Raw genomic sequence first — 12,983 nt, forward strand, 5'->3', positions numbered from 1 at the left:
TCTGACCAGGAGTACCGCCATGCCCGCGTCCGCCGATTACGTCGTCAAAGACATCGGGCTGGCCGATTGGGGCCGTAAGGAAATCTCGCTCGCCGAGACCGAGATGCCCGGCCTGATGGCGACGCGCGAGGAGTTCGGGCCGAAGCAGCCGCTGAAGGGCGCCCGCGTCGCCGGCTCGCTGCACATGACCATCCAGACCGCGGTGCTCATCGAGACGCTGAAGGCGCTCGGCGCCGACGTGCGCTGGGCCTCGTGCAACATCTACTCGACGCAGGACCACGCCGCCGCCGCCATCGCCGCGAGCGGCACACCGGTGTTCGCGATCAAGGGCGAGAGTCTCGAGGACTACTGGGAATACACGCACAAGATTTTCGAGTGGGCCGACGGCGGCACGCCCAACATGATCCTCGACGACGGCGGCGACGCGACCATCCTCGTCCATCTCGGCAAGCGCGCTGAGGAGGGCGACGTCGCGTTCCTCGACAAGCCCGGCAACGAGGAAGAGGAAGTGCTGTTCGCCGCGATCAAGCAGCGGCTGAAATCGAAGCCCGGTTTCTATTCGGCGATCGCGAAGAACATCAAGGGCGTCACCGAGGAGACGACCACCGGCGTGCATCGCCTCTACGAGATGCAGAAGAAGGGCACGCTGCTGTTCCCGGCGATCAACGTCAACGACTCGGTGACCAAGTCGAAGTTCGACAACCTCTACGGCTGCCGCGAGTCGCTGGTCGATGGCATCCGCCGCGGCACCGACGTGATGATGTCGGGCAAGGTCGCGATGGTCGCCGGCTTCGGCGACGTCGGCAAGGGCTCGGCCGCCTCGCTGCGCCAGGCCGGCGCCCGCGTGCTGGTCTCCGAGATCGACCCGATCTGCGCGTTGCAGGCGGCGATGGAAGGCTACGAGGTCGTGACCATGGACGACGCCGCGCCGCGCGCCGACATCTTCGTCACCGCCACCGGCAACGTCGACGTCATCACCATCGAGCACATGCGGAAAATGAAGCACCGCGCCATCGTCTGCAACATCGGCCACTTCGACTCCGAGATTCAGGTCGGCGCGCTGCGGAACCAGAAGTGGCACAACGTCAAGCCGCAGGTCGATGAGGTCGAGTTCCCCGACGGCAAGCGCATCATTCTCTTGTCCGAGGGCCGTCTCGTGAATCTCGGCAACGCCATGGGGCATCCGAGCTTCGTCATGTCGGCGAGCTTCACCAACCAGACGCTGGCGCAGATCGAACTGTTCACCAGGCCCGGCCAGTACAAGCGCGAGGTCTACACGCTGCCGAAGGCGCTGGACGAGAAAGTCGCGCGGCTGCACCTCGCCAAGATCGGCGCGCATCTCACCGAGCTCAACGATAAGCAGGCGCAATATATTGGGGTCGGCGCGGCCGGTCCCTACAAGCCGGAGACCTACCGCTACTGAGCCGGCATGAAGCCGGCGATGTAGCCGCGCCACACGCCGCCACTTTTATGCCTCCGCCCGCTTCATGGGGATTCGCCGAGAGGCTATACATGGTGGTGATTCGCGGGCGGGGCGCGGCTGCCGCTCGGGGGTTCGCGAGTCGAAGCCACCCATGAGTATAGGGACACGGCGGAGGGGTCCTATCTCATGCGGAAGCATGACGGGAACGCGATGGCGATTCGTCGGGTCGGACACGCCGTCCTGCTCGCCGCCGTAGCGGCACCGTCTTTCGCCGAAGCCGAAGTTTCCCTCGCCGCGGCGGCTGCGCCGCTGCTCGACGTCGGCCAGGTCGTGCTCATGTCGGCGCTGGTCGGCGCCTTCGTCTTCGTCATCATCTCGACGGTGCAGCTGGTCCGCGCGCGCGGACGCTCCGAGGCGGAGAACACGCGCCTGCGCCTCGAGGTCGGCGATCTCAAGTCTTTCGCCGATCGCGCCGAGGCGCTCGTCAACGAGGAGGACCAGCGCCTCGTCGCGTGGGGCGCGCCCGGCGATCCGCCGCTGGTCGCAGGCTCGCTGCCGCGCAGCGCCGGCGCGCCGCTCGACCGCAACGAATTCCTGAATTTCGAGGAGTGGCTGCAGCCCGAATCGACCCTGCGGCTGATGCAGCTTCTCGTCCTCCTGCGGGAAAAAGGCGAGCATTTCCAGCAGGTTGTGACGACGCGCGGCAACCGCCTGATCGAGGTTCGCGGCCGCACCGTCGGCGGCTCGGCGGTCGCCCGCTTCCGCGACTTGACCGGCGAGCGCCTCGCCCGCGCCGAAATCGAGGCGCGCCACGACCTGCTCGCCGCCGAGATGGAAACCATGCGCGCGATGCTGGCGTCCGCGCCGATGCCGATCTGGCTGCGCGACACCAAGGGCGCGCTGATCTGGACCAACGCCGCCTACGCCGCCGCGGTCGAAGCGAAGGACAACGACGAGGCCGTCGCCCACAATCTCGAGCTGCTCGACACCAACAGCCGCGCCGCCATCGTCGCCGCGCACGCCGACGGTCCGGTGTTCACCAAGCGCCTGTCGGCGATCGTCGCCGGCGCGCGCCGCATCTTCGACGTCGCCGACATCGTCTCGCAGGGCGGTAGCGCCGGCATCGCCGTCGATGTCACCGAAGTCGAAGCCGCGCAGGCAGCGCTCCGCCGCGAGATCGACTTCAACGCGCGCACGCTCGACCGGCTGCAGACCGCGGTCGCCGTCTTCGGTCCGGATCGCCGGCTGAAGTCATATAACGCCGCCTATCGCGCGCTGTTCGAGCTCGACCCCGGCTTCCTCGAATCCGCGCCCGACGAATCCGCGATCCTCGATCGCCTGCGCGCTGCGCGGAAGCTGCCCGAGCAGGCCGACTTCCGTTCGTGGCGCGCCGACCTTTTCGCGGCTTACCGTTCGACCGAGGCGCGCGAGCAGTGGTGGCACATGCCTGACGGGCAGACGCTCCGCGTCATCGCCAGCCCGCACCCGCAGGGCGGCGCCACCTGGGTCTACGAGAATGTGACCGAGCGGCTCGATCTCGAAAGCCGCTACAACGCGCTTGTGTCGGTGCAGGGCGAGACGCTCGATCACCTCGCCGAGGGCGTCGGCGTGTTCGGCTCCGACGGCCGGCTGCGCCTGCATAACCCGGCCTTCGAGGCCGTGTGGCGCCTCGACGCCGGCTTCCTCGCCGCGCGCCCGCACGTCACCGACATCGTCTCCGCCGTGCGCAAGCCGGGCGACGACGAGGCGATGTGGCGCCGCTTCACCGCCTGCGTCGCCGGCCTCGACGAGACGCGCGCCTCGATCTCCGGCCGCATGGAGCGGCCCGACGGCCGCGTCATCGACTACGCCACCGTGCCGCTGCCCGATGGCCAGACGATGGTGACGTTCCTCGACGTCACCGACTCGGTGCAGGTCGAGCGCGCGCTGGTCGAGCGCAACGAGGCGCTGGAGGCGTCGGACAGCCTCAAGAACGCGTTCATCCATCACGTCTCGTACGAGCTGCGCTCGCCGCTCACCAACATCATCGGCTTCGCCCAGCTTCTGTCCGACGTGCGCGTCGGCCCGCTCAACAACAAGCAGCGCGAATACACCGGCTACATCATGTCGTCGTCGTCCTCGCTGCTCGCCATCGTCAACGACATCCTCGACCTCACCACCATCGACGCCGGCATCATGGGCCTCGATCTCGCCGAGGTGGACGTGGCGTCGACCGTGGTCGCCGCCATCGACGACGTGCAGCAGCGCCTCGACGAGAACCGCATCAAGCTCGAGACGCGTATCGCGCCCGATGTCGGCGGCCTCGTCGCCGACGCCAAGCGCGTCCGCCAGATATTGTTCAACCTCCTCGCCAACGCCGTGTCGTTCTCGACCGAAGGCGGCCACGTCATCCTCACCGCGGATCGCGTCGGCGGCGTCATCGAGTTCACCGTCAGCGACGAGGGCGCCGGCATCCCGGCGGCGTTCATCGACTCGGTCTTCGACCGCTTCGCCAGCCTGACGCGCGGTCAGGCGCGCGGCGGCGTCGGCCTCGGCCTGTCGATCGTGAAAAGCTTCGTCGCGCTCCACGGCGGCACGGTGGAGATCGCGTCGGAGGAGGGCAGGGGCACCGTCGCCAAGGTGCGCCTGCCGGTGAGGCCCGTCGCGCTTGACGAGACCGTCGCCGCGTGACCTCTGGCGGCGTGCCGGAAACCTCTGCTTCCCCGCTGATTATCGACCTACCCGACGAAGCCGCCACCGTCGCGCTCGCCGAGGATATCGCCGCGCGGCTGATGCCCGGTGACGTCGTCGCGCTGTCCGGCGACCTCGGCGCCGGCAAGACGACGCTGGCACGCGCGCTGATCCGCGCCGTCGCCGACGACGCGAAGCTCGAGGTGCCGAGCCCGACATTCACGCTGGTGCAGACCTACGCCACGCCGCGGCTGAGCGTGGCGCACTTCGACCTCTACCGCCTCTCGCCGGACGAACTGGACGAGATCGGATTTGCGGACGCGCCCAACCACGGCGCGGTACTGATCGAGTGGCCGGAGCGGGCAGGGGACCAGCTGCCCGCCGAGCGCCTGGACGTGGCGCTGGCGCTGGCCGGCAGCGGACGGCGCGCTACAGTCAGCGGCAACGGCACCGTCCGGTCGCGTTTCGCCCGCAGCCGCACCGCCCGCGCGCTGCTCGATGCCGACGACTGGCGCGGCGCATCGCGCCGTCATCTGCAGGGCGACGCCTCGACGCGCACCTACGAACGCATCCGCGCCGGCGGCAAAAGCGCGGTGCTGATGGACTGGCCGGCGCGCGGCCAGTTGACCGCCGGCGATCCGCGCGCCGCATTCCGCGCGCAGGGCGCCGCGACATTCGTCGCCGTCGACTCGGCCCTCGCGGCGGCGGGATTGTCGGTGCCGGCGATCTACGACACCGGCGATGGCTTCGTGCTGATGGAAGATTTCGGCAACGAGGGCGTCGTCGCCGACGATGTGCCAATCGTCGCCCGCTACGAAGTCGCGCTGGAGGCGCTGGCCGCCATCCACGCCGAGCCGCGCCCCGCCGGACTGCCCGGCCACAACCTGCCGCGCTTCACCGGCGATGTGCTGATGGCCGAGGTCGGCATCTTCGCCGACTTCTACGCGCCATATATCAGCCGCGCGCCGCTGCCGCCGGAAGCGCGCGCCGAGCTGGTGGCGCTGTGGCGCGACCTCGACGCGAAACTTCAGCAGTCCGAGCAGAGTTGGGTGCTGTTCGACGTGCAGTCGCCCAATCTTTTCTGGCTGCCCGGGCGCGCCGGAATCCGCCGCATGGGCTTCATCGATTTCCAGGACATGTTTTTCGGCCCGGCCGCCTACGATGTTGCCTCCCTCTGTCAGGATGCCCGTGTCACGGTGCCGCCTGAGGTGGAAGATGCGCTCGTTGCCCACTACATCGCCGCGCGTGGCCCCGGCTTCGATGCCGATTCTTTCCGCTCCGCCTACGCGATCGCCGGCGCGCTCCGCGTTGCCAAAATTTTGGGCGCTTTTGCGCGCCTGGCCGGAATTGGAAATGGTAGATACATCAGGCACTTGCCACGCCTCCGTGCATATCTCGCCCGCTCGCTTGCCGCACCCGTTCTTTCCCCGTTCGCCCTCTGGTATGAGAAGCACCTCTCCCTCGAATAGCCGGGCGACCCGATGACCGCTGTCAGACCGAAGCGCGCGATGATCCTTGCCGCCGGTCTCGGTAAGCGCATGCGCCCGCTGACCGTGACGACGCCGAAACCGCTGATCGAGGTCAACGGCTGCGCGCTGATCGACTACGGTCTCGACCGGCTCGAGCGCGCCGGCGTCGAGGAGACGGTGATCAACGTCCACTACCTTGCCGATCAGGTCGAGGCGCACGTCGCGCGCCGTCGTCGTCCGGCGATCGCGATTTCAGATGAACGCGGCGGGCTGCTCGACACCGGCGGTGGCATCGTCAAGGCGCTGCCGCGTCTCGGCCCGGCGCCGTTCTATCTGCTCAATTCGGATTCGTTCTGGATCGAGGGCGCGCGGCCCAATCTCGATTGGCTGGCCTCGGCCTGGCGCGACGACCAGATGGATGCGCTGCTGCTCGTCGCCGCGACGGTGCGCGCCGTCGGCTACACCGGCCGCGGCGACTTCCGCATGGACCCGGCCGGCAGGTTGATCCGCCGCGCCGAGCGCGAGGTGGCGCCCTTCGTCTACGCCGGCGCCGCCATCCTGCATCCGCGCCTGTTCGCGGCGAGCCCGCCCGGCGCGTTTTCGTTGAACCGGCATTTCGACGAGGCGATGGAGGCCGGCCGCCTGTTCGGCGTGCGGCTCGACGGGCTGTGGTTGCACGTCGGCACGCCGGAAGCGGTCGGCGAGGCGGAACTGACTATCGCCGACAGCGCTGCCTGAGGCGATGGCGGAGCCGCGCCCGCCGAACGTCTTCACCATCCCGGCCGGAACGCCGTTCCTGCCGACGCTCGCCGAGGCGCTGCTCTCCGGCGCGCTGGTGCCGCTGCCCGGCGCCGATCCGCTGGCGCTCGCCGGCGTCACCGTGCTGCTGCCGACGCGCCGCGCCGCCCGCGCCTTCACCGATGTGCTGGCGGGACGCCTCGGTCGCGACGCCGCGATCCTGCCGACGGTGCGGCCGATCGGCGACATCGATGAGGACGAGGCGCTGCTCGATCCGATGATCGAGCCGCTCGCCGACCGCCTGACGCTGCCCGCGGCGATCTCCGCCCTGACCCGCAAGCTGGCGCTGACCCGCCTGACGCTCGGCTGGGCGAGCGGCTTCCGCGGCAAGATTCTCGGCCTGCGCCCAGGTGAGCCGCTGCGGGTTGCCGCCTCCGCCGCCGATGCACTGCGCCTCGCCGGCGATCTCGCCCGTCTCGTCGACGACATGGCGACCGCCGACGTCGGCTGGGAAAAGATCCGCACGCTGGTGCCCGACGACCACGCCGAATATTTCCAGCTCACCCTCGAATTCCTCGAGATCGTCTCGCACGCCTGGCCGCAATATCTGCGCGACAACGACCGCGCCGATCCCGCGGCCCGCCGCGACACGCTGCTGCGCAGCGCCGCGGCGAGGCTGAAGCAGCACGGTTCGCCGGGCCCGATCGTCGCTGCCGGCTCCACCGGCTCGATGCCCGCCACCGCCGCGCTGCTCGCGGAGATCGCGCGCCTGCCGAACGGCGCCGTCGTCCTGCCCGGTCTCGACCAGACGCTCGACGCACGGGGATGGCACGCGATCGGCGGCGACGACGGCCCGGCCGCCGCACACGGTCACCCACAATTCGCGCTGAAGCATCTGATCGGCCGCATGGGCGTCGCCCGCGACGCCGTGACGCCGCTGGGCGACGCTCCCGACGGCGGCGCCCGCGTGCGCCTGTTGTCGGAAGCATCGCGCCCGGCCGAGACGCTGGACGCCTGGGCCGGCTACACGCCGCCGCCCGCCGCGCTCGACGGCGTCGACCTGCTCGTCGCGCGCAACGAGCAGGAGGAAGCGACCGCGATCGCGCTCGCCATCCGCGAGGCGGTCGAGAAGCCCGGCGTCACCGTCGGCCTGGTGACGCCCGACCGCACGCTCGCCCGCCGCGTCGCCGCCGAGCTTGGCCGCTGGGGCCTGGCGGTCGACGATTCGGCCGGCGCGCCGCTCGCCAACGAACCGCACGGCATCTTCGCGCGCCTGCTCGCCGAGGCCGCGGTGTCGGACGCCGACCCGCTCAAGCTGGCGTCGCTGCTCAAGCATCGCTTCGCGTCGTTCGGCCTGTCGCGCGACACCTGCCGGCAGGCGGCGGCGACGCTGGAGGTCGCGCTGTTTCGCGGTCGTCTCGCATCGGGCGGCATCGCGGGTTTGCCCGCCGTGCTGGAGCGGACGCGAGCCGAGACGCTGACCGAGAAAAATGTGCCGCTGGCGCGCCGGCGCCTCGACCCCAGCCAATGGAAGCTGGCGGCGAATCTTGTTGCCGCGCTCACGGATTGCCTCGGCCCCATCGCCGAGGTGATGCGCAAGGGCGTCCCCATCGCGCTCGCCGATGCCGCCGGGTTGCTGGCCGCTGCGCTTGCCAAAGCCGCGGCGGACGAAACCGGCGGCGACGCCGCGTTGTGGCACGACGCGGGCGGCAACGCGCTGGCGACGCTGCTGGACGATCTGGTCGATGACCACGAGGCGGCAAATCTAATGCTCGCGCCGGCCGATATTCCCTTCGTCTTCGGCGCGCTGTTCGCCGACGAGAAGGTGACGCGCCCCGCCGGCGACGATCCGCGCGTCCACATCTGGGGCACGCTCGAGGCCCGCCTGCAGACCGTCGATTGCCTCATCCTCGGCGGCCTCGACGAGGGCGTGTGGCCGAGTGCGACCCGCACCGATCCGTGGCTGTCGCGCGCCATGCGTGCCGCCATCGGCCTGTCGCCGCCCGAGCGGCGCCTCGGCCTCGCCGCCCACGATTTCTTCGAGGGGCTGGCGGCGCCGCGCGTCATCGTCAGCCGCGCCGAAAAGCGCGGCGGCGCGGCGACGGTCGAATCGCGCTGGCTGCAGTTGATCCGCGTCCTCATCGGCAAGGAGGAAGCCGATCGCCTCGCCGCCCGTGGCGCCAGGTACGTCGCGCTCGCCCGCGCCCTCGATGCCGCGCCGGACAAGCCGCGCCCGACCCGCCGGCCCGAGCCGAAGCCGCCGGTCGCGGCGCGGCCGAAGCATCTGTCGATCACCGAGATCGAGACGCTGATCCGCGATCCCTACGCCATCTACGCGCGCCGCATCCTGAAGCTGGAGCCGCTCGATCCGCTCGGCCGCGCCCCAGACGGCGCGCTCCGCGGCACGCTCATCCACGACGCGCTCGGCAAGTTCACCGCCGCCTGGAGCGGCGCCTATGACACCGCCGCCGAGGTGCGCCTGCGCGAGATCGGCCGCGAGGCCTTGCGCGCTGTCGAAGATTTCCCCGACGTGCACGCCGTCTGGTCGCTCCGCTTCGACGCCATCGCGCACTGGTTCGCGTCGTGGGAGGCGGCGCGTGCTGCGGCGGTAGAGAAGCGCCACGCCGAGATCGACGGCAAGCTCGTGGTCCCCGTGCCCGGGGGCGAGTTCACGCTGCGCGGTCGCGCGGACCGTATCGACCTGATGGCGAACGGCAAGGTCGCGATCTACGACTTCAAGACCGGCTCGCCGCAGACCGAGCGCACCGTCTTCGCCGGCCTGACGCCGCAGATGACGCTGGAGGCCGCGATGGTCCGTGCCGGCGGCTTCCCGGATGTTCCGGCGGCGCTCAGCGTCGCCGATCTTGCCTGGCTGGCCGTCGGCCGCGCCGGGCGGCAGGACCCTTACGTCAACGCTGTGCGCCGCGGCGAGACTGCCGACGACCTCGCCGACAAGGCGCACGCCATGCTGATCGAGCTGGTGACCGCGTTCGCCGATCCGGGGCGGCCGTATGTGTCGCGGGCACGCCCGATGATGGAGCGCGCCCGCTACATCGGCGACTACGATCATCTCGCGCGTGTCCGCGAATGGGCGCTGGTCGAGAGCGAGGCCGACGTCGACATCTTCGGGAGCGCCACGCCGTGAGCGCCGCCGAGCCGGTCGACTTCAAGACGCAGCAGACGACGGCGGAGGCGACGCACCCGCGCGCCTCGGCGTGGGTGTCGGCCAACGCCGGGTCGGGAAAGACGTTCGTGCTATCGCGCCGCGTCATCCGCCTGCTGCTCGCCGGCACCGATCCCGCGCGCATCTTGTGCCTCACCTTCACCAAGGCCGCGGCCGCGGAAATGGCGAAGCGCGTTTTCGAGATTCTCGGCGAATGGGCGACGCTGCCCGACGCCGAACTCTCGGCCCGCATCGCGGAGATCGAAGGCCACGCACCCGAGGCCGACGCGCTGCCGCCGGCGCGACGCCTGTTCGCCAAGGCGCTGAACACGCCGGGCGGCCTGAAAATCCAGACCATTCACGCGTTCTGCGAGCGCCTGCTCCATCAGTTTCCCTTCGAGGCCAACGTCGCCGGCCATTTCGAGGTGCTCGACGAGCGCGACGAGCAGGCGCTGAAGGAGGAGTCGCGCCGCGCCGTTCTCGCCACCGCCTACGCCCATCCGGACGGGAACCTGGGCGAGGCGCTGGCGACCGTGCTGCCGCTGGTCAGCGACCGCATGCACGAGGAGAGTCTCGCGAAATTCATCGACGAGCGCGATGCAGTCTACGGCTGGATCGCGAGCGAGCGCGCCGGATCGCTGGATGACGCCGTCGCCGGCCTCCGGGTGGACCTTGGCCTCGCCGACGACGAAACTTCCGACGCACTGCGCGCGGAGATCATCGCCGGCAACCCGTTGGACGCAGCCGCACTGCGCCGGCTTTTCGATCTGCTCATGTCGGGCTCGACCAAGGACATGGGTGCGGCGGAGCGGCTGGAGCCGTACCTCACCTCGACCGACGATGCGGTGAAGCTCGACGTATGGTTCGACTTCCTTTTCACCAAGGATGGCCCGCGCAAGGACGTCGCCACCAAGAAGACCGCCGCGCAGTGGCCGGGCCTCGACGTCATGCTGGCCAAGGAGGCAGAACGCATCGCCGCGCTCCGCGACCGCCTGCGCACCGCCGACCTCTACGAATCCACCGCCGCGATGCTGCGCCTCGCCGACGCCGCCTTCGCCGAGTATGACCGGCTGAAGCGCGCCCGCGGCGTTCTCGATTTCGAGGATCTCGTCGTCTGCACCGCGATGCTGCTGTCGCGCGTCGATGCACCGGGCTGGGTGCACTACAAGCTCGATCGCGGCGTCGAGCACATCCTGGTCGACGAGGCGCAGGACACCAGCCCGCGCCAGTGGCAGGTGATCCAGAATCTCGCCTCGGAATTTTTCGCCGGTGACGGCGCCAGCGACGCGGTTCGCACGCTGTTCGCCGTCGGCGACGAGAAGCAGTCCATCTTCTCGTTTCAGGGCGCCGTGCCCGCGTGGTTCTCGCGCGTCCAGCGCAAGATCGGCGATGCCGCACGTGGCGGCGGCTACACCTGGTACGACCGCGAACTCCATCTCTCGTTCCGCTCCGCGCCGGTCGTGCTGGAGGCGGTGGACGCCGTATTCCGCGCCGAGGCCGTCCACGCCGGCCTGACTGCGGAACCCCGCCCGCCGCACCACGAAGCCCGCCGCCGCAACGACGTCGGCCGCGTCATCGTCTGGCCGGTGATGGAGCCGCCGAAGAAGCCGGAAACCAGCAACTGGACCGACCCGGTCGATCATCTCGGCCAGGAAAGCCCGGAGGTGCAGCTTGCCCGCCGCCTCGCCGCCACGATCCGCGGCTGGCTCAGGAACGGCGAGCGCCTCGCCAACGGCCGGCCGATCCGCCCGGGCGGCATCCTCATCCTGTCGCGCTCGCGCGGCGCGCTCACCGACGCCATCAACCGCGAGCTGAAGAAGAACGACGTGCCGATCGCCGGCGCCGACCGCCTGACGCTGACCGAGCACATCGCCGTCATGGACCTCATGGCCGCCGGTCGCGTCGCGCTGCTGCCCGAGGACGACCTGTCGCTCGCCGCGGTGCTGAAGAGTCCGCTGATCGGCCTCGATGAGGATGCGCTGTTCGCGCTCGCCCACGATCGCGGCAACAAGACGCTATGGGCGGTGCTGGTCGAGAAAGCATCGGCGGATCTGCTGTTCGCCGCTGCCAAGCAGCGGATCGACCGCTGGCGGAAGGAGGCGGAATTCCGCGATCCGCACGCGTTCTTCGCCCGCATCCTCGGTCCGGACCAAGGCCGCCACGCGCTGCTCCAGCGGCTGGGCGCCGAGGCCGAGGACATCATCGACGAGTTCCTCGCCCAGACGCTCGCCTACGAGCGCACCAACGTGCCGTCGCTCCAAGGCTTCCTCGACTGGCTGATTGCCGGCGAGACCGAGGTGAAGCGCGACACCGAAACGCTGCGCGACGAGGTGCGCGTCATGACCGTGCACGGCGCCAAGGGCCTCGAGGCCGACGTCGTCTTCCTCGTCGATAACGGCATGGACCCCGCGCCGGCGTCGCATGATCTCCGCGTCCTGCCGCTCGATGCGGATCCCGATCCGCTCGATCCCGGGCCGGTGGTGTGGAACCGCTCGATCAGCCAGATGCCCGGGGCGATCGCCGAGCGCATCCGTGCCGAGCGCGTGCGCACCGAGGAGGAATACCGCCGCCTGCTCTACGTCGGCATGACGCGCGCGCGCGATCGCCTCTACGTTGTCGGCATCGTCAAGAAACCGGTGAAGGAGGAGAAGGACAACCGCTGGCACGCGCTCGTCCGCCGCGCGCTCGAGCCGGAGTGGCAGGAGACGAAAAACGAGCGCGGCGAGATCGAGTACGAATGGCGCGCGCCGGCGTCGGTCACGCCTGCCGAGATCGTGCCGGCGTCGCCGTTAGCGCGCCTCGAGCTGCCGCCGTGGACGGGCACGAACGCGCCGGCCGCGCCGCGTGCCGCGCTGCGCCTCGCGCCATCGTCGGCGCTGGCGCCGGTGCCGGTCGTCCGCGCCCGCCGCGAGGCCGACACGAGCCTCGCGCTGGAGCGCGGCCGCCTCGTCCACCGCCTGCTGCAGTCGCTGCCTGACGTGCCGGTGGAGCGGCGTGCCGAGATCGGCACGCGCTACCTGGATTCGGCTGCCGACGAGTGGAAGCCCGAGGATCGCGCGCGGTTGCTCGCCGAGGTGATGGCGGTGATCGCCGATCCTGCCTTCGCAGAAGCCTTCGCGCCGGGCAGCCGCGCCGAGGTCGAGATCGCCGGCCGCCTCGGCGACCGGATCGTTTCGGGCCGCATCGACCGCCTCGCCGTTACCGACAGGCGCGTGCTGATCGTCGACTACAAGACCAACCGGCCGGTGCCCGCCGAGGCTCCCGATGCCTACGTCGGCCAGCTCGCCGTCTATCGTGCTGTGCTCGGCCGGCTCTACCCCGGCAAGGCAGTCGCCGCCGCGCTAGTATGGACCGACACGGCCGCCCTGATGGAGATCCCCGAAGCCGCGCTGATTCTCGCGGAATCGCGGATTTCCGCGGCCGGCGGCCATGCCGAATCCGCAAGGCAGACCGCCGGAACCGGCCCCGTTGCTTGACTTGGCCCCACCGCCACCTAACTTCCGTTCGTCATTCCAACCGT

The 12,983-nt window shown here is 70.1% G+C and carries 6 protein-coding genes; all 6 read left to right on the forward strand.

The window, feature by feature from the left end; genetic code table 11:
• The first annotated feature begins 19 nt into the window (after window positions 1–19).
• The 6 genes from ahcY (at window position 20) to addA (ending at window position 12,939) form a co-directional block, all read left to right on the forward strand.
• Entirely contained in the window at window positions 20–1,423 is a 1,404-nt protein-coding gene (ahcY, locus tag WDM94_02265) for an adenosylhomocysteinase (protein MEJ0011451.1), read from the forward strand.
• Between the two features lie 210 nt (window positions 1,424–1,633).
• On the forward strand, window positions 1,634–4,093 hold the full coding sequence (locus WDM94_02270) for a PAS-domain containing protein (GenBank protein MEJ0011452.1): 2,460 nt from the start codon (window positions 1,634–1,636) through the stop codon (window positions 4,091–4,093).
• Window positions 4,090–5,562, forward strand: a complete 1,473-nt coding sequence (gene tsaE, locus WDM94_02275) for a tRNA (adenosine(37)-N6)-threonylcarbamoyltransferase complex ATPase subunit type 1 TsaE (protein ID MEJ0011453.1) — start codon at window positions 4,090–4,092, stop codon at window positions 5,560–5,562. Before WDM94_02270 ends, tsaE begins: the two co-directional genes overlap by 4 nt.
• 12 nt (window positions 5,563–5,574) lie before the next feature.
• On the forward strand, window positions 5,575–6,300 hold the full coding sequence (locus WDM94_02280) for a nucleotidyltransferase family protein (GenBank protein MEJ0011454.1): 726 nt from the start codon (window positions 5,575–5,577) through the stop codon (window positions 6,298–6,300).
• A gap of 4 nt (window positions 6,301–6,304) precedes the next feature.
• Window positions 6,305–9,445: a double-strand break repair protein AddB gene (gene addB, locus WDM94_02285; GenBank protein ID MEJ0011455.1), complete on the forward strand. Its 3,141-nt coding sequence runs from the start codon at window positions 6,305–6,307 to the stop codon at window positions 9,443–9,445.
• Window positions 9,442–12,939 (forward strand): double-strand break repair helicase AddA, encoded by a 3,498-nt coding sequence (gene addA / locus WDM94_02290; protein MEJ0011456.1) that lies wholly within the window; start codon window positions 9,442–9,444, stop codon window positions 12,937–12,939. The genes addB and addA overlap by 4 nt, the downstream gene beginning before the upstream one ends.
• The last annotated feature ends 44 nt before the right edge of the window (window positions 12,940–12,983 follow it).

Origin of the sequence: Bauldia sp. (assembly GCA_037200845.1) — a bacterium.
In the GTDB taxonomy this organism is placed as follows: Bacteria; Pseudomonadota; Alphaproteobacteria; order Rhizobiales; family Kaistiaceae; genus DASZQY01.